The organism is Saccharothrix sp. NBAS 001 (assembly GCF_056640475.1).
Map to the genome: position 1 here is coordinate 2,499,290 of NZ_CM153251.1, position 21,439 is coordinate 2,520,728.

A 21,439-nucleotide genomic window follows, 5' to 3' on the forward strand; every position below is an offset into this window, starting at 1 on the left:
GATTTCGAATATCACGCCGTTATGGAAAGGCCCAGGTCGGAAGGCATGATCGGAGTAGCGATCAGCCGCGCGGCTCGGTCACGATAGGTGTTGCTCGCATTCTTCGATGTGTCGTGCCGATTATCCGGGTGCGGCGTTCCCGTCGAGGTCCGAACCGAGTCGCGGAGACGGTGAAAGCATGAGCAGTGAACGGATCGCGATTGTCGGCATCGGGCTGCGCTACCCCGATGCCGGTTCTGCCGGAGAACTGTGGGAAAGCGTGCTGGCGGGCCGCCGGGCGTTCCGGCGGCTGCCGGACGAGCGGATGAACCACGCCGACTACCACTCGCCCGACCCGGCCGCGCCGGACCGCTTCTACGCGGCCAAGGCCGCCGTGCTGCGGGACTTCGAGTTCGACCGGGTCCGGTACCGGGTCGCGGGCAGCACGTACCGCTCGACCGACCTGACGCACTGGCTGGCCCTGGACGTCACGGCGCACGCCCTGGCCGACGCGGGCTTCCCGGACGGCGCGGGCCTGCCCCGCGGCACCACGGGCGTCGTGCTGGGCAACAGCCTCACCGGCGAGTTCTCCCGCGCCAACGTGCTGCGGCTGCGCTGGCCGTACGTGCGCCGCACGGTGGCCGCCGCGCTGACCGCCAAGGGCTGGCCGGACGACGAGACCGCGGGATTCCTGCGCGACCTGGAGGTGCAGTACAAAGCGCCGTTCCCGGCCATCGACGAGGACTCGCTCGCGGGCGGCCTGTCGAACACCATCGCCGGCCGCATCTGCAACCACTTCGACCTCGGCGGCGGCGGGTACACCGTGGACGGTGCCTGCTCGTCCTCGCTGCTGTCCGTCGCGACCGCCGCGAAATCGCTGGCCGACGGCGAGTGGGACGTGGCCGTCGCGGGCGGCGTGGACCTGTCCATCGACCCGTTCGAGGTCATCGGGTTCGCCAAGACCGGCGCGCTGTCGACCGGCGTGATGAAGGTCTACGACCGCGACTCCAACGGTTTCTGGCCCGGCGAGGGCGCGGGCGCGCTGGTGCTGATGCGCGCCGCCGACGCCGCCGAGCGCGGCCTGGACGTGTACGCGACGATCGCCGGCTGGGGCGTCTCGTCGGACGGCAAGGGCGGCATCACCCGGCCCGAGGCGAGCGGCCACCGGCTGGCCATCACGCGGGCCTACCGGCGCGCCGGCTACGGCGTCGAGTCCGTCTCCTACTTCGAGGGCCACGGCACCGGCACCGCGCTGGGCGACGCCACCGAGATCGACGCGCTGTCCTCGGCCCGCCGCGACGCCGACCCGACCGCCCGCCCGGCCGCGCTGAGCAGCGTCAAGGGCAACTTCGGGCACACCAAGGCGGCGGCGGGGGTGGCCGGGCTGATCAAGGCGACCCTCGCCGTGCACCACCAGGTCATCCCGCCCGCCACCGGCCACTACGACCCGCACCCGAAGCTGACCGCCGACGACGCGGCGGTGTACGTGCCGCGCGAGGCGCAGCTGTGGCCCGCCGACCGGCCGGTGCGCGCCGGCGTCTCGGCGATGGGGTTCGGCGGCATCAACACCCACATCACCGTGGAGCAGGCGCCCGGCACGGCCCGCCGCACGGCGCTGGAGGAGAGCACCCGGGCGCTGGTCACCGGCCGCCAGGACGCCGAGCTGCTGCTGTTCGACGGCGCGGACGCGGCCGAGGTGCGGCAGCGGCTGGCCGAGGCCGCCGCGCTGGTGCCCAAGCTCGCCTACGCCGAACTCGCCGACCTGGCGGGCGCGCTGGCGGGCCGGCTGACCGGCGGGCGGGTGCGGGCGGCGGTCGTCGCGCGCGACCCGGAGGAGGCCGCGCGCAAGCTCGCCCGGCTGCTCGACGGCGACGGCGCGGGCGAGGTGGTCGACCCGGCGGACGGGATCTTCCGGGCCGACCGGGCGGTGCCGCCGCGCATCGCGTTCCTGTTCCCGGGCCAGGGTTCCGGGCGCGGCGCGGTCGGCGCGATCCGGCACCGGTTCGCCGCCGCCGAGGCGGTGTTCGCCAAGCTCGACCTGCCGGCCGACGGCGACCAGGTGGCCACCGAGGTCGCGCAGCCCCGGATCGTCGCGGGCGCGCTGGCCGCGCTGGAGGTGCTGCGCAGGCTGGGGATCGACGCCACCACCGCCGTGGGGCACAGCCTGGGCGAGCTGACCGCCGTGCACTGGGCCGGCGCGCTGAGCGCGGACCGGGTGCTCGACCTCGCCGCCGAGCGCGGCCGGGTGATGGCGTCCGCGAGCCGGGGCGGCGGCGCGATGGCCGGGCTGGCGACCGGGCCGCAGCGCGCCCGCGAGCTGGCCGCCGGGCAGGACGTGGTGATCGCCGGGTACAACGGCCCGGCGCAGACCGTCGTGTCCGGACCGGCCGAGGCCGTCGACCGGGTGTGCGCTGCGGCGCAGGCGGCCGGCGTGCACGCCTCGCGGATCAACGTCTCCCACGCCTTCCACTCGGCGCTGGTCGAGCCGGCCGCCGCGGCGATGGGCGAGCGGCTGGCGCACTACGACTTCGCCCGGCCGACCCGGCCGGTGCGCTCCACCGTCACCGGCGGCCTGCTCGACCCCGGCACGGACCTGCGCCGCCTGCTGCGCGACCAGGTGCTGGAGCCGGTGCGCTTCCACGAGGCGGCGGCCGGGGCGGCGGCCGACGCCGACCTGCTGCTGGAGGTCGGGCCCGGCCGGGTGCTGACCGGGCTGGTGGCCGGGATCGCGCCGGGCACGCCCGCCCTGGCGCTGGACACCGACCACGCCTCGCTGGCCCCGCTGCTGACCGCCGTCGGCGCGGCCTTCGCGCTCGGCGCGCCGGTCCTGGTGGACGCGCTGTTCACCGGCCGCGCGCTGCGCGGGCTGCCGCTGGACGGCGCGATGACGTTCCTGGCCAGCCCGTGTGAGACCGCGCCCGCGCTGGAGGTGGACGTGGCCGACGCCGAAGCGGCCGCCGCCGCCGTGCCGACCTCGGCCGGCGGGTCGACCCTGGACCTGCTGCGCCGGCTCGCCGCCGAACGGGCCGAGCTGCCGCTGGACGCGATCGGGCCGGACACCCACCCGCTGGACGACCTGCACCTGAGTTCCATCACGGTGGGGCAGCTGGTCAACGGGGTCACCAGCGGCCTGGGCCGGCCCGCGCTGACCGCCACGCCCAACTTCGCCACCGTGCGGCTGGGCGAGCTGGCCGACCTGATCGACGAGCTGGCCGCCACCGCGCACGACGAGGAGCGCCCCGGCGAACCGGCCGGTGTCGCGCCGTGGGTCCGGCCGTTCGAGGTCGTGCACGTGCCGCGCCCGCGCGCCGACGTGGCACCGGCCGAACCGGGGGAGTGGACCGTCTTCGCGCGCCCGGACCACCCGCTGGCCGAGCCGCTGCGCGCCGCGCTGCCCGGCGACGGCGTCCTGCTGCTGCCCGAGGAAGGCGACCCGAGCCGGTTCCTCGCCGCCGCCCGCGCCGTGCTGGCGGCTCCCCCCGGGACGCGGTTCGTCGTCGTGCAAGGGCGGCTGGGCGCGTCCGGGCTGGCCCGCACGCTGCACCTGGAAGCCCCGCACGTGCCGGTGACCGTGGTCGACGGCGATCCGCGCGTCGAGGACGTCGTCGCCGACGTCGCCGCCACCACCGGGTTCACCCAGGTCCGCTACACCGGCGGCGTCCGCACCGCCCCGGTGCTGCGCGCCGTCACCGGCACGCCCGGCGGCCCCGCCCTCGACGCGTCGGACGTGCTGCTGGTGACCGGCGGCGGCAAGGGCATCACGGCGGAGTGCGCGCTGGTCGTGGCGCGGGACTCCGGCGCGGCGCTGGCCCTGCTCGGCCGCGCCGACCCGGCCGAGGACGCCGAGCTGTCGGCCAACCTGGCGCGGATGACCGCCGCCGGCGTCCGGTTCCACTACGAACGCGCCGACGTGACCTCGCCGCGGCGGGTCGCCGACGCGGTCGGCCGGTTCCGCGCCGAACTCGGCGAGATCACCGCCGTGCTGCACGGCGCGGGCCGCAACGAACCCCGCGCGCTGACCGGCCTGACCGACGACGACTTCACCGCGACCCTCGCGCCCAAGGTCGCGGGCATGCGGACGGTGCTCGGCGCGGTCGACCCCGACCGGATCAAGCTGCTGGTCACCTTCGGCAGCATCATCGGCCGCGCCGGGCTGCGCGGCGAAGCCCACTACGCCACCGCGAACGACTGGCTCAGCGAGCTGACCGTCGAGTTCGGCCGCGACCACCCGGGGGCCCGCGTGCTCGCCCTGGAGTGGTCGGTGTGGTCCGGCGCGGGCATGGGCGAACGCCTCGGCGTGGTCGAGGCCCTGGTGCGCGACGGCATCACGCCCGTCTCCGCGGACGAGGGCGTCGCCGTGCTGCGCGAGGTGCTGGCCGACCCCGCCGCCGGCCCGGTGCTGGTGGTCGGCGGGCGCGCGGCCGGGCTGCCCACGCTGGAGTTCGACCGCCCCGACCTGCCGCTGACCCGGTTCGTGGACCGCGTCCTGGTGCACTACCCGGGGGTGGAGCTGGTCACCGAGGCCGAGCTGTCGGTGGGCGGCGACCCGTACCTGGCCGACCACCGGCTGGCCGACGACCTGCTGTTCCCGGCCGTGCTCGGGATGGAGGCGATGACCCAGGTGGCCTGCGCGCTGACCGGGTCCGTCGCACCGCCGCTGCTGGAGGACCTGGAGTTCCCGCGACCGATCGTGGTCCGGCCGGACGGCGCGCTGACCGTGCGGACGGCCGCCCAGGTGCGCGCGCCCGGTGTGGTCGACGTGGTGATCCGGGCCGAGGACACCGGGTTCGGCGCGGACCACTTCCGCGCCCGGCTGCGCTTCCCGCGCCCCGTACCCGCCGCCGACCCGGTCGAGGACCCCGGCCTGCCGCCGGTCCCGGTCGACCCGGTGGGCGAGCTGTACGGCGGGGTGCTGTTCCAGGGCAAGAGGTTCCAGCGGCTGCTGGGCTACCGGCGGGTCGCCGCCCGGCACGCCGTGGCGGAGGTCGCGGCCACGCCCGTGGCGTCCTGGTTCGCGCCCTTCCTGCCGCAGGAGCGGGTGCTCGCCGACCCCGGCACGCGGGACGTGGTGATGCACGCCATCCAGTGCTGCGTGCCGGACGCGACCCTGCTGCCGCAGCGCGTGGCCCGGCTCCACCCGGCCGACCCCGCCGCCGAGTCCGCCGAGTTCGTCGTGGTGGACGCCCGTGAACGCGCGCAGGACGGCGACAGCTACACCTACGACGTCGACGTCCGCGACCCGGCCGGGAAGCTGGTCGAGCGCTGGGAGGGCCTGGTGCTGCGGGCGGTGCACAAGCGCGACGGCGCGGGACCGTGGACGCCGACCATGCTCGGCCCGTACCTGGAGCGCTCGCTGGAGCGCGTGCTGGGCGGCGCGGGCGCGGTCGTCGTGGAACCCGACCCGGCCGACGGCCCGACCGACCGGCGGGCGCGCACGGCGCTGGCGCTGAGCCGGGCGCTGGACCGGCGGGTCGAGGTGCGGTACCGGCCGGACGGCAAGCCCGAGGTCGACGGCGCGGAGGTGTCCGCGTCGCACGGCGCGGGGCTCACCCTGGCCGTGGCGGGCCCCGGCCGCACCGGCTGCGACGTGGAGCCCGCCGCGCCGCGCGCCGAGCCGGACTGGGCCGGGCTGCTGGGCGCGGACCTGCTGCCCGTGCGGGACCTGCTGCGGGCCGAGGCCGACGAGTCGGCGGACGTGTCCGGCACGCGGGTCTGGAGCGCGCTGGAGTGCCTGCGCAAGAACGGGTCCACCACCAGGGCGCTCACCGTCGACCGGGTGCGCCCCGACGGCTGGGCCGTGCTGTCGGCCGGTGACGCGAAGGTCGCCACCTGGGCCACCACCGTGACCGGACGCCCCGAACCCGTGGTGTTCGCGGTGCTCGTCGGGAAGGAGGACTGACCATGCCGGAGTACTACGAGATCCGCCACACCGTCGGCTTCGAGGAGACCAACCTCGTCGGCAACGTCTACTACGTGAACTACCTGCGCTGGCAGGGCCGCTGCCGGGAGCTGTTCCTGCGCGACAAGGCCCCCGGCGTGCTGGCGGAGGTCCGCGCGGACCTGAAGCTGTTCACGCTCAAGGTGGACTGCGAGTTCTTCGCCGAGATCACCGCGTTCGACGAGCTGTCGGTGCGGATGCGGCTCGACGAGCTGACGCAGACCCAGATCCAGTTCAGCTTCGACTACGTCAAGATCGACGACGGCCCGGAAGTGCTGGTGGCCCGGGGCAGGCAGCGCGTGGCGTGCATGCGCGGGCCCAACACCGACACGGTTCCCGCGCGCGTCCCGGAGGAGTTGCGGCTGGCGCTGGCGCCCTACACCGAGACCGCCGAACTCGTGCGGGCCGGGCTGGGGTGATGACCGTGCACGAGGCGGCCCCCACGATGGAGGAGACCACGCTGCGCGACGCCATGGCCCGGTTCGCGACCGGCGTCGCCGTGGTCACGGTCGGCGGCGAGCACGCGCACGGCATGACCGCGAACGCGTTCACGTCGGTGTCGCTGGAGCCGCCGCTGGTGCTGTGCTGCGTGGCGCGCCGGGCGACCATGCACGCGGCCATCGGCAGCACCGGGCGGTTCGCGGTCTCGGTGATGGGCGGCGACCAGGAGCGGACCGCCAAGTACTTCGCCGACAAGCGCCGCCCGCGCGGCCAGGCCCAGTTCGACGTGGTCGACTGGCAGCCCGGACCGCACACCGGCGCGCCGCTGCTGTCCGGCGCGCTGGCGTGGCTGGAGTGCGAGCTGGTGCGGTGGTACGAGGGCGGCGACCACACCATCTTCCTCGGCCGGGTGCTCGGCTGCCGGCGCGGGCCCGACACCGGGGCGTTGTTGTTCTACGACAGCGGTTTCCACCAGATCTGACGTCCGGAGGGGCACGCCATGCTGGTCACGGTCACCGGAGGCAGCGGTTTCGTCGGCGCGCACACGGTCGCGGAACTCGTCCGCGCCGGGCACCGGGTGCGCGTGCTCGCCCGCTCGGCGTCCGCAGTGGACGCTGCCCTGCGCCCGCTGGGGGCGCCGGCGGTGGACGTGGCGGTCGGGGACGTCACCGACGAACGGGCCGTGGCGGCGGCGGTGCGCGGCGCGGACGCCGTGGTGCACTGCGCCTCGGTGTACTCGTTCGACCGGCGGCGGCGCGCGGAGATGGTGCGCACCAACGTCCGGGGCACCGAGGTGGTGCTCGACGCCGCGGCCAGGCTGGGCGTCGGGCGGGCGGTGCACGTGTCGAGCATCGCCGCGCTGTTCGGCCCCGGCGTCCGGGTGATCGGAGCGGACTCGCCGGTCGGCACCAGCCGCGAACCCTACGCCGCGACGAAGTCCGGGTCCGACGCGGTCGCCCGGCGGCACCGGGAGCGGGGTGCCCCGGTGGTGATCAGCTACCCGCCCGTCCTGCTCGGGCCGCACGACCCGAAGATCGGCGACCAGACGGCCCGGCTGCGGGACCTGCTGCGCGGCCTGATGCCGCTGTGGCCGACCGGCGGCCTGCAACTGGGCGACGTCCGCGACACCGCGGCGCTGCACGCCGCGCTGCTCGCGCCGGGCGTGACCGGGAGCCACTTCGGACCCGGCCGCTACCTCACCACCGCCGAGTACGTGCGGGCGGTCCGGGAGGCGACCGGCCGCGCGCTGCCCGCGGTGTTCCTGCCCGCCGGGGCGGTGCTGCCGGTGGGCCGGCTGGCCGACCTGGTGCAACCGCGCTGGCCCTGGCACATCCCGGCCGAGCACGGCGCGATCGCGACCGCCCGCGCGGCCACCCGGGTCGACCCGGCGGCGAGCACCCTGGGCCTGCGCCCCCGTCCGTTCGCCGACACCGTCACCGAAACGGTGCGCCGGCTGGCCGAAACGGGCGTCGTCACGCGCCGGCAGGCGGGCCTCGCGGGCGCGTAGCCGGCAGGGGGATCTCGGACCCGCGGCAGCGACCGGAGGATCAGGCCACCTCGGCCAGCCGCCCGGCCGAGTCCGCGACCGAGCGCTCCGCCGCCGCCGGGTCGTCGCCCGCGCTGACCATCATGCCGACCAGCTGCGACTCGAAGACGCCGTCGGCGGTGAACGGCTCGACCAGGTACTCGCCCAGCTCCAGCGTCACCAGGCCGTGGGTGGCGATCCACATGTGGTGGGCCACCAGCTCCGGGTCGCCCGGCGCGAACCGGCCCGCCTCGATGCAGCGGCCGGCGCACCGGGCGACGTTGGCCAGCGTGTAGCGGCCGTGGTGGCGGTCCTCGTCGCTCAACGTGAACCCGGCCAGCGAGAGTCCGCCGAACATCACCGGGTACAGGTGGGTGTTGGCCAGCGCGTTGCCCCGGTACGCCCGGCCCAGCAGCGCCATGTCGGCCACCGGGTCGGCGGTCTCCGCGACGCTGGTCAGGAAGTGGTGCAGGCGCGCGAAACCCTCGTGCACCATCTCCCGGACGAGCCCGCTCATCCCGCCGAAGTGGGTGTAGACCGCCATCGTCGAGGAGCCCGCCTCGGCGGCCAGCCGCCTGGTGGACAGCGCGGGCGGGCCTTCCTCGGCGAGCAGGCGGGCCGCGATGTCCACCAGGGCGGACCGGGCCTGCGGGGCGGCGCGGCGCGGGCTCACCGGGGCGTCCCGGCGCGACCGGTGGCGGGCAACGGGGTCAGCGTCCGGCGGACAGCGCCGACCCGGCGGGTTCGCGGCCCGGCCCGGCCGGACCCCGGTACGCCTGCGCGAGGTCCAGCCAGCGCGCGGCCACCTCGCCCTCGGCCCGCAGGTCGAGGTCCGCCGGGTGCCGGCGACGGGTCACCAGCAGGCAGAAGTCCTCCGCCGAACCGGTCACCCGCTGCGCGGCGTCGGCCGGCCCGTGGTCCCAGCGCCGCCCGGACGGCGCGGTGATCTCGAACCGGAACTCGTCGGCGGGCGGCGCCTCGCCGCGCGCCAGGTAGCCGAAGTCCTTGGTGCGCACCGCGAACCCGACCAGGAAGCCGAGCCGGTCGTCCCACTCGCGGGTCACGCCCAGCGCGTCCGCGACGTCCTGGCCGTGCCCGAACAGCTCCATCATCCCGGCACTGGCCAGCACCTCGGGCGGCAGCGGGTTCACCAGCCACGGCACCGCGCTGTCGGCCGGCACGGCGGCCAGCGCGTCGATCGCGGCGGCCTTGGTGTGCTGCCACCGCCGCACGAGTTCGTCGGTCTCCAGCGCGAGGTGCGGTGCCATGGCGGCGTCGACGTTCGCGTCGAAGTCGTCGGACAGGGTCGACAGCAGCGCCCGGAACCGGTCGGGGTCGGCGGCGGCCGTGCCGGCCATGCCGAAGATCGACGTCAGGTGCGCGACCTGGTGTTTGACCGTCCAGCCCGGTGCGGGCGTGGGCAGCGACCACTTCGCGTGGTCGAGGGTGAGGACCATCCGGTCGAAGTCGTCGCCGGTGGTCCGGAGCGCCGTGATCACGTCCATGCGCACGTCCTCTGGTCGAGTTTGCCCGGATGCGTTCGGACCCGGCCGGAGCGCACCGGCCACGCGGAGTCCGCAGGCGGTTGTCCAGTCCGACGATGCCCCGGTGGCGCGCCGATGTCTTCTCACGACGTGCGCAACGCTCCGCACGATCCCGGACGTGCTCCCGCGCCCGGTCGGGGGACGCGGTTCAGCGCGGCGCGAGCACGTCCTGCACGGCCTCGGCGACGCGCAGCAGCCGGGTGTCGCCGAACGGGTGCGCCTCCAGGCACACCCCGACCGGCAGCCCGTCGCGGGAGTGCCCCGCCGGCAGCGAGATCATCGGCACCCCGGCGACCGTGCCCGGCCCGACGTTGCGGGTGACGGTCGGGAACACCGGTACCTCCCGCCCGTTGTGGGTGATCACCTCGTCCTCGCCGAGCAGCGGCGGCAGGACGGGCGCGGTCGGCCCCAGCACGACGTCGACCCGCCCGAACACCTCGGCGTAGGTCCGGCGCAGCCGCCACCGGGCGGCCCGCGCGTCCTGGTAGGCGTCGGCGTCGACCGGGGTGGCGGCGATCAGCCCGATGAGCGCGCGCACGTCGGGCGAGGCGATCCGGTCCGGCCAGTCCTCGACCGGCGACGCGACCCGCCGGGCCAGCAGCCGGGGTGCTTCGCGGAACACCAGGTCGTTGCCGGGGCCCTCGGCCACCAGCACGTCGTCGCCCAGGTCCACCTCGACCAGCTGCGCACCGGCCTGCTCCAGCGCGGACAGCACCTCGTCGACCACGGCCGCGACCTCGGCGTCCAGGTGCCGGAAACGGCTGCGCGGCAACCCGACGCGCAGGCCGGCGAGCGGGACCGGCGGCGCGTCCGGCTCCCCGGTGACCACCCGGTCGACGGTCCGCACGTCGCGCACCGCGCGGGCGTGGACGCCGATCGTGTCGCGGCTGGTGGACAGGTTCACCACGCCGTCGCCCGGGTAGCGGCCGGTGGACGGGCGGAACCCGACCACGCCGCAGAACGACGCGGGCACGGTGACCGAGCCCCCGGTGTCCGTGCCCAGCGCGAACGGCACCACGCCGAGCGCGACGCCCACCGCGCTGCCGCCGCTGGACCCGCCGGCGCTGCGGGCCGGGTCCACGGGGTTGCGCACCGGCCCGAAAGCCTTGTTGTTGCTGGTGATCCCGAACGCGAGTTCGTGCAGGTTGGTCTTGCCGATCACGACCGCCCCGGCGTCGCGCAGCACGCCGACCACGCTCGCGTCGGCGTCGGCGGGGGCGTCGCCCAGCAGCGGGCTGCCGGCCGTGGTCGGCACGCCCCGGACGTCGACGTTGTCCTTGACCGAGAACGGCACCCCGGCCAGCGCGCCCGCGCCCGGCGACCCGTCGCGGACCGGGCCGATCCAGTCGCCGTGCGTGGAGGCGGCGGCCCGCGCGACCGCCTCGGCCCGCCGGCGGTCGCGCTCGGCGGGTGCGAGGTCCGACCAGTCCGACAGCGTCCGGGCACCCTCGTCGGCCATGTCCGTCCTTCCCTCCGCGTAGTGGTCGAACCTAGGTTCGGCGGGGCGGGCGGTCATTGTCCGTGCGCGACGGCTGCTGTGCCCCGCGCGCACGGTTCAGACCGGCTCCGGGTACCAGCGGCGGTGCACGGCGGGTTCGACGGCCAGCACCCCGGCTGCGGCCCCGACCGCCACCACCCAGACCAGCCAGTCACCCGACCCGGCCACCGCCCAGGCCGTCGCGGCGAGCACGACCAGCGGCCGGACCAGGGTGAACGGCCCGAGCCCGACCAGGATCACGAACGTGCTCTCGCGCATCGGCAGCAGCCAGTACGCGGGCAGCGAGATCAGCACCAGCGCGGCGAACGGCGAGAGCACCTGGAGCATCCGCGCGCCGGCGTCGAGCAGCCCGGCGTAGCGCGCGCCCGGATCGGCCGCCGACCCCAGCCCCACCGCCGCGACCAGCGCGACCGGAAGGAGCACGAGCAGCCCGCCGAGCACGCCCCGACCCGCCGCCCGCCGGTAGTAGGCGCGCTTGCCGATGCGGGCGTTGCGGCCGGTCGACGCGCGGAACCCGGCCATCGACGCGTCCAGCAGCGCGAGCGCCACCAGCAGCACCGGGACGAGCACGGCCATCAGGCGGACCCGACCAGGCCGCGCGACCGGCGGCCCAGCGCGCGGCGCACGTCGGCGGTCAGGTCGGCGCGCAGCCCCACGACCGGGCGCATCGCCGCGCAGAACGGGTTGGCGTGCCGGACCGGTTCGTACAGGAAGGTGTCCATGCCCGCGTGCCGTGCGGCGTCGAGCAGCACCCGGTCGCCGTGGGCGCGCCGGGCGGAGGCGACGCCGTCGTGGCGGCCGAGCGGTTCGCGCATCCGGGCCCGGTGGAACAGCCACGCCCCGGCCGGGGCCAACGGGGTCGCCGCGATGTCGTAGTGCACGAACGCCCGCGTGCCGGGCCGGTCCTGGGCGCGGAAGAACTCGGCCAGCCGGTCGGCCGCGATGTGGTGCAGGACCCCGCTGGACAGGTAGACGGTGGCGTCCTCGGCGAGCGCGAACGCGTCCCCGCGCACGAACCGGCAGGGCAGCCCCTCGTCCCGGGCCAACCGGGCCGCCTCGGCCACCAGCGCGCCGTTGAAGTCCACGCCGACCAGGTCGACCTCGCCCAGCTCGCCGGTCGTGGCGAGGCTGCGCACCAGGTAGCCGAGCCCGCAGCCGATGTCGACCACGCGCGGCCGGGTCCCGTCCGCGCGGACGGCGGCCAGCACCGGCCCCAGGAGTTCGGCGAACCGGCGCGCCATGTGCAGTTCCTCGTTGAGCCGCTGCAACTCGGTGTGCGCCCGGACCAGCAGCCGGTCGACCGCGTCCGGGTCGAGCACCCCGTCCACCACCGGCAGCCGCCGCACGATCCGCACGGCCCGCTCGTCCCCGGCCGCGCGCAGCCGGTCGACCACGTCGGCCAGGCGGACCGGCACGCGGTCACCGGTGGCCGCGTCCCACTCCACCACCAGGTCGGAGATCTCCACGGCCACGCCGGGACTCTAGCAACCGGCCGCCGCCGGAACGGGTCGTTCCGGCGGCTCCGGTGCGCGCTCGGGCCGGCGGGTCGCTCAGGACGGCAGGTCCTCGAACTCGACGACCTGCCGCACCTCCACCTCGACCTCGTCGAACAGGTCCGCGTACTGCGCGGCGTAGGCCACGGCCTCGGCCCGGTCCGCCGCGTTGATCAGCGCGAACCCGCCGATGACCTCCTTGGCCTCGGTGAACGGCCCGTCGGTCGAGGAGACCGCCGCGCCGCGCTCCTTGCGGACCCGCGCGCCCTTCGCCGACGGGTGCACGCCCTCGGCGGTGATCAGGACGCCCCGGTCGAGCCAGTCCTGGACGAACCCGCCCATCCGCTCGATGAACTCCGGGCTGGGGTTCCACGCCTCGGGGGCGCTCTCGTCGAGCCGGTGCATCAGCAGAAACCGCATGACTTGCTCCCTGTGTCGTCCGGTGCCGGCGGCGATCGCCGGCCCTTCATCTCCGCGTCGAACGGCCGCACGCTATTTCGACACCGCGTGCCGGGCAATGTCCGGCGGGCGTGTCGCCGCAGGTCAGGGCAGATGTTCACGGTGTGGCGCGGCGAACCGCTTGCCGAAAGTGGACAACGTAGTTTACCTTCTCGACAACCAAGTTGACTAGTTCGGGCGTCCTGCCCGCCGAGGAGCGCCGTGCCCACCTCCGTCTTCCCCGACCACACCCCGCAGACCGCCCCACCCGCCGCCCGCCGCACGATGGCGGCCGTCGCCGACCGGTTGGGATACCTGCCCGCCCCGGTCGCCCGGCTGGCCGGCTCACCGCACCTGCTCGACGGGTTCCTGAAGGTCAGCGGCCTGTTCGAGGCGTCCACGCTGGACGGCCTCGCCCGCGAGACCGTCATCATGGTCGTCGCCACCCGGAACGGGTGCGAGGTGTGCGTGGCCATGCACACCTCCGCCCTGGCCCGACTCGGCGCGGACAGCGCCCTGATCGAGGCACTGCGCGCGCAGCGACCCTTGGCCGACGAACGGCTGGCGGCCGTGCGGACGTTCACCCTGGAAGTCCTCGCCACCAACGGCGCGGTGGACGACGACGCGCTGCGGGCGTTCCTGTCGCACGGGTTCACCGCGCAGAACGCGCTGGAAGTCGTGCTGGGCATCGGCGCGTACACGATGTCCACTTTGGCCAACCGGCTCGTCCGCGCACCGCTGGACGAGCAGCTCGCGCCGTTCGCCTGGCACCCGCACGCGAAGGCGTAGTCCTACTCATGCGCCGGCAGGCGGCCGTCGGGCAGGCTCGTCGGCATGAGCGGGGGCAGGCGGCCTGGTGTCGTGTTCGCGGGCGTCCTGGTGCCGGTCGCCGTGCTGGCGGCGGTCGTGGCCGCGTTCGCCACCGGCGCGTTCGCGGGCATCGGTTGGCGTGGCGGCGAGTACGCCTACGCGTTCATCGGTGTCGCACTGGCCGGTGTCGTCGTCGGCGCGGTGCTCGGCGCCCTGCCGAACGCGCGGTGGCGGTCGTTCGGGTTCGGGCTGGTGCTCGGCGGCGTGCTCGGAGTCGTCGGCGTGATCGCCACCGTCGTGCTGTTCCTGGTCGCCTGGTCGCAAGCGGGCCCGTGAGCCCGGCTCACGCCGCCGCGGGGCGGGTCAACTGGCTGAGGAACTCGTAGTTGGTGCGGGTCTTGCGCAAACCGTCCAGCAGCACGTCGACCTCACGGCCTTCGAGCGCGCGCCGCAACGTCTGGGTGACGGCCAGTTCCTCGGGCGAGAGCAGCAGGTCGTCGCGCCGCGTGCCGGACTGCTCCAGGTCCACCGCCGGGAACACCCGCTTGGCGGCGACCTTGCGGTCCAGCTTGAGTTCGGCGTTGCCGGTCGCCTTGTACTCCTCGAAGATCAGGGTGTCGCCGGTGGAACCGGTCTCGACCAGCGCGGTGGCGAAGATGGTCAGCGAGCCGCCGTCCTCGATGTTGCGCGCCGCGCCGAGGAACCGCTTGGGCGGCAGCAGCGCGCCGGAGTCGACGCCGCCGGACAGCGTCCGGCCGGACGCCGGCGCGGCCAGGTTGTAGGCCCGGCCGAGGCGGGTCAGCGAGTCGAGCAGCACGACGACGTCGCGGCCCTGCTCGACCAGCCGCTTCGCGCGTTCGACGGCCAGTTCGGCCAGCGCGATGTGGTCGGCGGGGGAGCGGTCGAAGGTGGAGGCGACCACCTCGCCGGGCACCGTCCGGCGCAGGTCGGTGACCTCCTCGGGGCGTTCGCCGACCAGCACGACGATCAGGTGGCACTCGGGGTTGTTGCGGCTGATGCCCTGCGCGATCGAGCAGAGCACGGAGGTCTTGCCGGCCTTGGGCGGGGCGACGATCAGCGCCCGCTGCCCCTTGCCGACCGGCATCACCAGGTCCACGACCCGGGTGGTCAGCTCCTCGGGCCGGGTCTCCAGCCGCAGCCGCTCGGTCGGGTGCACCGGCACCAGGTCGGCGAACTCGGGGCGGTGCCGGGCTTTCCCGGCCTCCTGCCCGTTGACCCGCGCGACCTCGACCAGCTGCGGGCGCTGGTGGCGGCCGGTGCCGGGCCCGGCGGAGCCGGACACCAGGTCGCCGCGCCGCAGGCCGTGGCGGGTGAGGGTGGACTGGGGGACGAAGACGTCGTTCGGGCCGGGCAGGTAGCTCGACGTGCGGATGAAGGCGGTGCCGCCGACGACGTCGAGGATCCCGGTGACCGGGGTGCGCGTCGTCGTGGTGGTGGTGGTTTCCCGTTGCAGGGTGGCAGTCATGGTGTGGGTGTCCTTTCCGGACCGGAGCGCCCCGCGACCACGCGGAACGTGCAGGAGAAGGGGGCGGTACGGCGAGAGGCCGGACCCGGACCCTTGGAGGAAGTCCCGGTGGGAGGCGTTGGCCAACATCCACTTCAGGACAACCACACCATAGCGCGCTTCGACGACGGGCGCAACGTGACCCACGACGCCCCGGGACTCGCGCGGGACCCCGACCTCCGGGCCGCGCCCGCCGCAAGCCCGTGAACCGTTGCCGGCGTTGGGCTTCGCCGACGTGGGCCGCCCGCGCCCGGCCCCGGTGCGGGGGTCGGGCGCGGGCGGCCTGCGGGACTACATGCGCTGGCCCGGCGGGACGTTCGTGCGGTTGCCGCCGATCACGTCGTACGTGCCGTTGGACGGCCCGATGTGCGTCTCGCCGATCGTGTTGAGGTTGGCGTCCTCGGTCAGCACCTCGGTGTTGCGGTTCGGGTAGTACTCGGCGTAGGAACTGCTGCCGTTGGGGTCGTGGTACCACTGCGAGCCCGAGTAGTTCCCGTGCACCACCGACTCCGTCACCTGGCCGTTGGGCCGGTTGGTGACCAGCGTGGTGGAGCCGTCCGCCTGGTTGTGGGTCATCGTCCACGGGTTGCCCTGCGCGTCGACGCCCTGCACCGGGTTGTGCCCGAGGCTGGTCTGCGGCGTGCCGCCCGGCGTGAAGGTGTGGATGCCGTCCGGCGAGCCGACGTAGACGTTGGACCCGTGGGCGTTGGCGATGCCCTGGAACTGCGGCTGGCACGACGTGCACATCGGCCGGGTCACCACGATCGGGTTGCCCGGTTGGCCGTTCCACGCCTGCAACTCGGCGTGCGAGGCGTTGTACTGGCCGTTCACCCCGCCGTCGAAGTTGTGCGGCGAGAACGGCGTGTTCGAGTTGTTCATGATCGTCTGCGGCGGCACCGAGTCGAACCGGCCGGGCGGGGACGTCCAGCCGCTCTGGTACTGGTTGTAGCCGGTGAACGCGTTGGTCTTGTCGCCCGGGTAGTGGCCCTGGTTGTTGAGCGTCTGGCACGGCGTGGGCATCAGGCCCAGCGGGTCCGCGGCGGAGGTCGGGTTGCCCGCGTAGGCGCGCGTGTTGGCCGACGGGGCCAGACCCAGCGGGTCGTGCGTGGCGTACCGGCCCACCAGCGGGTCGTAGTACCGGTGCACGTTGTAGTACAGCCCGGTCTCGTCGTCGTGGTACTGGCCGGGGAACCGCAGCGGCGTCCCGGCCGGGTTCGGCGCGCCGCCCCACAGCGTGGTGTCCTGGTGCCAGTCGAGCCCGCCGTCCGGGTCGAGCAGCTCCGTCGGCGTGCCGACCAGGTCCGTGACGATCGCCTGGAACCGCTGGTCCACCCACTGCGCGCCGGTCGCCGTGCGGTGGGTCTGGCCGACCGCGCGGTGGCTGCCCGGCGTCCAGTCCCACACCAGCGCCGCCACGCCGTCGTGGACCTGCTCGGCGACCGCCGTGCCGTCCCAGGTGAAGTCGGTGCGCTCCAGCACCGAGCCGTCCGGGGCCACCCGGTGCTTCCACACCCGCCGGCCCAGCGCGTCGTAGCCGTAGCGCCACCGGCCGCCGGGCGTGTCGGTCCACACCAGTCGGTCCTCGGCGTCCCAGCCGAACCGCCACGTCTCGACCCACCCGCCGGGGCGGGCGACCTCGCGCAGCACCATCCGGCCCTCGGCGTCGTAGCCGTAGCGGACGTTGCCGGCGCGCAGCACCAGCGTGCCCCGGTACTCACGCGGCCCGTGGCCGTCCGCGCCCCGGTGCGACTGGGCGTGCACCAGGTTGCCCGCCGGGTCGTAGCCGTAGGACTCGGTGCCGTGCGCGCCGCGCACGGCGGTCACCCGGCCCGCCGGGTCGAGGTCGAACGCCCGCCCGCCGGTGAGCTGGTCGTCCACCGCGACCAACCGGCCGTCCGGCCGGTAGTGGTAGGACCGGCGTTGCAGCGTCGCCGGGCCCGCGACCACGGTCTGCGCGCTGAGCCGGTCCGCCGCGTCCCACCGCTGCGCCACCAGCAGGCCGCCGACCCGCCGTTCGACCTCGCGGCCGGCCGCGTCGTAGCCGAAGGTGATGGTGCGGCCGGCGGTGTGCAGCGCGGTCGGCCGGCCCGCCGGGTCGTGCTCCCACGCGCTCAGCGCGCCGGACGGCGTGCGCCTGCCGACCCGGCGGCCCAGCGCGTCGTAGCGGGAGGAGAGCACGCGCCCGCCGGTCGCCTCCGCCAGCACCCGCCCGGCGGCGTCGTAGGTGATCACGAGGTCGGCGTCCGCCGTCGTCGCGCGCACGACCCGGCCCACGCCGTCGTAGGCGAGGCGGGCCGAGCCGTCCGCGTGGTTGCGGGCCACCACGCGCCCGCGCGCGTCCCGGGTGTACCGGACCGTCTGGCCGGCCGCGTTGGTGCGCGCGACGACCTGCCCGGCGGCGTCGTAGGCGTAGCGCACCAGCCGCCCGTCGAAGTCCTGTTCGGACAGCAGGTTCCCGGCCGGGTCGTAGGTGTAGCGCCACACCCGGCCGTGCTCGTTGGTGACCGACGTCGGCCGCAACTCGGTGTCGTAGGCGAACTCCAGCCGCGAGCCGTCCGGCCGCACCTCGGCCACCGGCAGGTCGAACACGCCGATCTCGACGCGGGTCGCCGAGCCCAGTGCGTCCAGCGACTCGCGCAGGTTGCCCTCGCCGTCGTGCCGCAGCACGACGTGCGCGCCGTCCGGGTCCACCCGGCCCGCCGGCTTGCCCTCCGGCGTCCAGGTGAACCGCGTCCGCGCGCCCAGCCGGTCCACGACCTGCGCCTTGCGGCCCAGCTCGTCGTAGGCGTAGCGGGTGGTCGCGCCGGACGGGTCGGTCGCCGACACCACCAGGCCCAGCAGGTTCACCTCGTAGGTGGTGACGCCGCCGGCCGCGTCGGTGACCGCGCGCAGGTTGCCCAGCTCGTCGTAGCCGTACTCCGTCCGCCCGCCCATCGGGTCGACCAGGGCGGTCAGCGCGCCGGCCGCGCTGTACTCGCGCCGCCACACCGCGCCGTCCGGGTCCACCGCCGACACCAGGCGGCCGAACGCGTTGTACTCGCCCAACGACCGGGTGCCGTCCGGGTAGGTCACCGCGACCAGGTTGCCGCGCTCGTCGTAGTCGTAGGAAGTCTTGCGGCCCAACGGGTCCGTGCGGGAGACGGGCTGGTGGTGCTCGTTCCACGCGGTGAGGTGCGCGTTGCCCAGCGGGTCGGTCTCGCGCACCACCCGGAAGCGCTCGTCCAGGTGGTAGGCGGTGGTGTGGCCCAGGGAGTTCGTCGCCCGGGTGAGGCCCGGCTCGTACTCCATCGCGTAGTCCAGGTAGCCGCCGGCACCCTCGGCGCGCACGCAGCGGTTCGCCGAGTCGTAGTCGTAGCGGTACCACATGCCGTTGCGGTCCTCGCAGCGGACGATCCGCTCCTGCTCGTCGTACTCGAACTTCAGCGGCGTGCCGCTGGAGTTGACCACCTCGGTGAGCCGGCGGTCGTCGTACCGGAACTCGGCCAGCAGCACGTCGTTCTCCGGCCGCACCAACCAGAACGCGGTGATCAGGCCGGCCCGGGAGTCCGCCCGCACCCGGTAGCCGCCGGAGTGGACCACCTCGACCAGGGTGCCGTGCCCGTCGCGGCCGAACTCGACACGCCGGCCGTTCGCGTCGGAGACGGCGCTGAGCAGCCGTTCCCGGCCGGTGGTCGCGGCGAAGTGCAGGATCCGGTCCTGCTCGGTCACCAGCACCGCGTAGCCGCCGGCCCCGGTCCGGGTGAGCGGCCACCGCGGCCCGTTCTCGGGCAGCACCTCCTGCCCCTCGGCCGGGTGCGGGTAGAGCAGGAGCGTGCCGTCCTCGGCGGCGAACGCCACGCCGGCGTCGTCCACCTCCAACCGCTGGTCCACCGTGGACGCCCAGGAGCGGCCGAACGAGCGGCCCAGCCGGTAGTTCGACAGGTGGGTGCGGGACAGCACGAGCGGGAGCGTCGAGTCCAGGTGGACGTCGGTCTGCGGCAGGATCATCCAGCCGGTGCCGACGTCGATCGGGTCGCCGCAGGTGGGCCGGTTGTCCACCGGGTTGTCGTGCGCGCCCTTCGGGGTCGCGTCCTCCCGGATGCCCCGGTCGTTCTTCGGCGGGCCCTCGGTCTTGGGCGGCGGGGGAGCTTCGGTCTTCGGGGGCGGCGGGCCCTCGGTCTTGGGCGGTGGCGGGGCTTCCGTCTTCGGCGGCGGTGGCGCCTCGGTCTTGGGTGGCGGTGGCGGACCGTCCGCCCCGGAGGTGGAGGTGTTGCCGCCGTTGCCCTTCGGGGGCGGCGGGGCCTCGGTCTTGGGTGGCGGTGGCGGACCGTCCGCCCCGGAGGTGGAGGTGTTGCCGCCGTTGCCCTTCGGGGGCGGTGGCGCTTCGGCCTTGGGCGGCGGCGGGCCGCCGGAGGTCGTGGTGCCGCCACCACCCCCGTCACCCTTGGGCGGTGGGGGCGGATCGGCCTTCGGCGGCGGTGGCGGGGCGTCCGAACCGGACGTGGAGGTGTTGCCGCCGTCGCCCTTGGGCTGCGGCGGCGGGTCGGTCTTCGGCGGTGGGGGAGGACCGTCGCCGCCGGAGGTCGTGGTGTTGCCGCCGCCGGACGGGCCGTCGGAGTGGTGCGCGGGCGGCGGACCGCCCCTGGTCGGCGGCGGCGGCGCGGAGCCCGAGGGGGACTTGATGTTGCGCAACGACTTCGCGGCGTCGTCGAACAGGTCGCCCGCGCGCTTGAGCAGCGGGGACAACGCCTTGAGCGCGCGCACCAGCCGCGTGGTGTAGCGGGCGATCAGCGAAGCGACCTTGGCGACCTCCGCGACCACCTGCGGCACCACCCAGGCCAGCCCGATGCCCAGCGTCGCCACGACCTGCAACGCCCAGCTGATCAGGTGGCCGACCAGCTCGGCGATGATGTCGCGGACCAGCCCGCGCACCGCGCCGACCACCTCGCCCGCCGTCTTCACGCCGCTGGACGCGCCCTCCGCGCCCTCCTTCGCGGCGGTGAGCAGGTTCGCCGTGTCGCCCGCGCGCCCGCGGTACGCGTCGGCCGCCGCGCCCTCCCAGCCCGAGGTGTCGGCGGCGACCGCCGCGGTCAGGTCGCCGGAGATCGCGGCCAGCTCGGTGGCGACGTTCTTCCACGTGTCGGCGTGCGCCTTGACCTCGTCCGGGTTGCCCGCGAGCTGGTCGAGCCCCTCCTTCAGCGGGCCGACGTGCTCGATCAGCCAGCCCACGCCGGCCGCGAACACCGCGCCGACCGGGTCCATCACCGCGCCCAGCGCGGTCAGCCCGACGTCCACCGCGCCCATCGCGATCGAGGCCCAATCGCCCTGCTCGATGGCCTCGCGCAGGCCGATCGCGGACTCGACCATGGTCGCGCCGGTGTAGGACTTGGTCGAGTCCTGGGTCTGGACGACCAGCGGGTTCACCACGGCCGGTCCTCCTCGTCGTCGGCCGGCGGCGCGGTGCCCCGGGCGGGCAGGGCGTCCTCGACCTCGTCGTCCTCGGCCTGCGGGTCGGGGAAGCGCGAGCGCAGGTTGTCCAGGACCAGCGCGCGGGTCTGCGCGTCCTCGTCGCCCAGGCCCTCGGTCATCACCTCGGCGACCCGGTCGGCGATGCCCGCCTGCGCCTGCCGGACGGTCGCCATCACCAGCCCGGACAGCCGTTCCAGCGGGACGGTCCGCGCCCGGTCGCCGAACTCCAGGTCCTCCAGCCCGCCGTCGGCGCGGACGGTGACCCGGACCGCGCCGTCCGGGCTGGACGCGGTCAGCCGCAGCTCCTCGGTGCGCCGGCCGACCTCCTGGTAGCGGGCCGCCTTGTCGGCGAACCCCTGGGCCCACGTGGCCATCCGGGCCTCCGCCTCGTCGGCGTCGCGCGTCGGCTCCCCGAACCCGGTCGGCGCGTTCACGAGGCACCGCCCAGCGACCGGGTGCGCAGCGCGGTCATCGTCTCGCGGTGCGCCGACTCCTGGTCGTCGTAGGCCGTCGCGGTGTCGCGGACGCTCGACGCGATGTCGGAAACGCCCTCGACCGCCGCGCCCAGCGCGTCGGCCGCCTTCTCCTCCATCGGGTTCACGATCAGCGGCATGAACGCGCACAGCAGCCCGTAGGAATCACCCGACATGCCGGCGATCCGCGCCGCGTCCGCCGCGGTCGCCAACCGGTCCGACAAGCCGTCCAGATGGCTCCCGTGCGCCCGCAGCGCCTCCGGCACCGCGCTGTACCCGCCCGCTGACATGTCCCAGTCCCTTCCTCGCCCGGTGCTCCGCCGGCGG

At 75.1% G+C, this 21,439-nt stretch carries 15 protein-coding genes and 1 pseudogene; 6 read left to right on the top strand and 10 right to left on the bottom strand.

Annotated elements, in window-relative coordinates; genetic code table 11:
• Positions 1-178 precede the first annotated feature (178 nt).
• The 4 genes from AC0HI0_RS10350 to AC0HI0_RS10365 are packed head-to-tail and all read left to right on the top strand — an operon-like array spanning position 179 to position 7,865.
• Entirely contained in the window at positions 179-5,878 is a 5,700-nt protein-coding gene (locus tag AC0HI0_RS10350; protein WP_480932079.1) for a type I polyketide synthase, read from the top strand.
• A 2-nt stretch (positions 5,879-5,880) separates the two neighbouring features.
• Positions 5,881-6,336, top strand: a complete 456-nt coding sequence (locus AC0HI0_RS10355) for an acyl-CoA thioesterase (protein WP_480932080.1) — start codon at positions 5,881-5,883, stop codon at positions 6,334-6,336.
• Positions 6,336-6,839, top strand: a complete 504-nt coding sequence (locus AC0HI0_RS10360; RefSeq protein WP_480932081.1) for a flavin reductase family protein — start codon at positions 6,336-6,338, stop codon at positions 6,837-6,839. The genes AC0HI0_RS10355 and AC0HI0_RS10360 overlap by 1 nt, the downstream gene beginning before the upstream one ends.
• A gap of 18 nt (positions 6,840-6,857) precedes the next feature.
• Positions 6,858-7,865 (top strand): SDR family NAD(P)-dependent oxidoreductase, encoded by a 1,008-nt coding sequence (locus AC0HI0_RS10365; protein ID WP_480932082.1) that lies wholly within the window; start codon positions 6,858-6,860, stop codon positions 7,863-7,865.
• Positions 7,866-7,905: 40 nt separating this feature from the next.
• On the opposite strand, the gene AC0HI0_RS10370 is transcribed toward AC0HI0_RS10365, so the two are convergent.
• The 6 genes from AC0HI0_RS10370 to AC0HI0_RS10395 form a co-directional block, all read right to left on the bottom strand.
• Positions 7,906-8,556 (bottom strand): TetR/AcrR family transcriptional regulator, encoded by a 651-nt coding sequence (locus AC0HI0_RS10370; protein ID WP_480932083.1) that lies wholly within the window; start codon positions 8,554-8,556, stop codon positions 7,906-7,908.
• Between the two features lie 37 nt (positions 8,557-8,593).
• A complete protein-coding gene (locus AC0HI0_RS10375) occupies positions 8,594-9,388 on the bottom strand; it encodes a TIGR03084 family metal-binding protein (protein WP_480932084.1) in 795 nt (264 codons plus the stop codon).
• A gap of 187 nt (positions 9,389-9,575) precedes the next feature.
• On the bottom strand, positions 9,576-10,886 hold the full coding sequence (locus AC0HI0_RS10380; protein WP_480932085.1) for an amidase family protein: 1,311 nt from the start codon (positions 10,884-10,886) through the stop codon (positions 9,576-9,578).
• Between the two features lie 96 nt (positions 10,887-10,982).
• A complete protein-coding gene (locus AC0HI0_RS10385) occupies positions 10,983-11,501 on the bottom strand; it encodes an oxidoreductase (protein ID WP_480932086.1) in 519 nt (172 codons plus the stop codon).
• Positions 11,501-12,397: a class I SAM-dependent methyltransferase gene (locus AC0HI0_RS10390; RefSeq protein WP_480932087.1), complete on the bottom strand. Its 897-nt coding sequence runs from the start codon at positions 12,395-12,397 to the stop codon at positions 11,501-11,503. The genes AC0HI0_RS10385 and AC0HI0_RS10390 overlap by 1 nt, the downstream gene beginning before the upstream one ends.
• Positions 12,398-12,475: 78 nt before the next feature.
• Positions 12,476-12,838, bottom strand: a complete 363-nt coding sequence (locus AC0HI0_RS10395; RefSeq protein ID WP_480932088.1) for a YciI family protein — start codon at positions 12,836-12,838, stop codon at positions 12,476-12,478.
• A gap of 303 nt (positions 12,839-13,141) precedes the next feature.
• Between AC0HI0_RS10395 and AC0HI0_RS10400 the strand changes: the two genes are divergently transcribed.
• Positions 13,142-13,645, top strand: a complete 504-nt coding sequence (locus AC0HI0_RS10400; protein ID WP_480934279.1) for a carboxymuconolactone decarboxylase family protein — start codon at positions 13,142-13,144, stop codon at positions 13,643-13,645.
• A 45-nt stretch (positions 13,646-13,690) separates the two neighbouring features.
• Positions 13,691-14,002 (top strand): hypothetical protein, encoded by a 312-nt coding sequence (locus AC0HI0_RS10405; RefSeq protein WP_480932089.1) that lies wholly within the window; start codon positions 13,691-13,693, stop codon positions 14,000-14,002.
• 7 nt (positions 14,003-14,009) lie between these two features.
• Here the strand turns inward: AC0HI0_RS10405 and rho are convergent.
• The 4 genes and pseudogenes from rho to AC0HI0_RS10425 form a co-directional block, all read right to left on the bottom strand.
• Positions 14,010-15,194 (bottom strand): annotated as a pseudogene (gene rho / locus AC0HI0_RS10410) (transcription termination factor Rho); the annotation flags it as partial.
• A 288-nt stretch (positions 15,195-15,482) separates the two neighbouring features.
• A complete protein-coding gene (locus AC0HI0_RS10415; RefSeq protein ID WP_480932090.1) occupies positions 15,483-20,597 on the bottom strand; it encodes an RHS repeat-associated core domain-containing protein in 5,115 nt (1,704 codons plus the stop codon).
• Entirely contained in the window at positions 20,591-21,073 is a 483-nt protein-coding gene (locus AC0HI0_RS10420) for a YbaB/EbfC family nucleoid-associated protein (protein ID WP_480932091.1), read from the bottom strand. Before AC0HI0_RS10420 ends, AC0HI0_RS10415 begins: the two co-directional genes overlap by 7 nt.
• A complete protein-coding gene (locus tag AC0HI0_RS10425; protein ID WP_480932092.1) occupies positions 21,070-21,402 on the bottom strand; it encodes a type VII secretion target in 333 nt (110 codons plus the stop codon). Before AC0HI0_RS10425 ends, AC0HI0_RS10420 begins: the two co-directional genes overlap by 4 nt.
• Between the last annotated feature and the right edge of the window lie 37 nt (positions 21,403-21,439).

What these genes read in the sequence shown, in the direction of transcription:
- AC0HI0_RS10405 (WP_480932089.1), top strand. Translation starts at nt 13,691, where the DNA reads ATGAGCGGGGGCAGGCGGCCTGGTGTCGTGTTCGCGGGCGTCCTGGTG.
- AC0HI0_RS10380 (WP_480932085.1), bottom strand. Translation starts at nt 10,886, where the DNA reads ATGGCCGACGAGGGTGCCCGGACGCTGTCGGACTGGTCGGACCTCGCA.
- AC0HI0_RS10360 (WP_480932081.1), top strand. Translation starts at nt 6,336, where the DNA reads ATGACCGTGCACGAGGCGGCCCCCACGATGGAGGAGACCACGCTGCGC.
- AC0HI0_RS10400 (WP_480934279.1), top strand. Translation starts at nt 13,142, where the DNA reads ATGGCGGCCGTCGCCGACCGGTTGGGATACCTGCCCGCCCCGGTCGCC.
- AC0HI0_RS10395 (WP_480932088.1), bottom strand. Translation starts at nt 12,838, where the DNA reads ATGCGGTTTCTGCTGATGCACCGGCTCGACGAGAGCGCCCCCGAGGCG.
- AC0HI0_RS10365 (WP_480932082.1), top strand. Translation starts at nt 6,858, where the DNA reads ATGCTGGTCACGGTCACCGGAGGCAGCGGTTTCGTCGGCGCGCACACG.
- AC0HI0_RS10375 (WP_480932084.1), bottom strand. Translation starts at nt 9,388, where the DNA reads ATGGACGTGATCACGGCGCTCCGGACCACCGGCGACGACTTCGACCGG.
- AC0HI0_RS10425 (WP_480932092.1), bottom strand. Translation starts at nt 21,402, where the DNA reads ATGTCAGCGGGCGGGTACAGCGCGGTGCCGGAGGCGCTGCGGGCGCAC.
- AC0HI0_RS10355 (WP_480932080.1), top strand. Translation starts at nt 5,881, where the DNA reads ATGCCGGAGTACTACGAGATCCGCCACACCGTCGGCTTCGAGGAGACC.
- AC0HI0_RS10385 (WP_480932086.1), bottom strand. Translation starts at nt 11,501, where the DNA reads ATGGCCGTGCTCGTCCCGGTGCTGCTGGTGGCGCTCGCGCTGCTGGAC.
- AC0HI0_RS10350 (WP_480932079.1), top strand. Translation starts at nt 179, where the DNA reads ATGAGCAGTGAACGGATCGCGATTGTCGGCATCGGGCTGCGCTACCCC.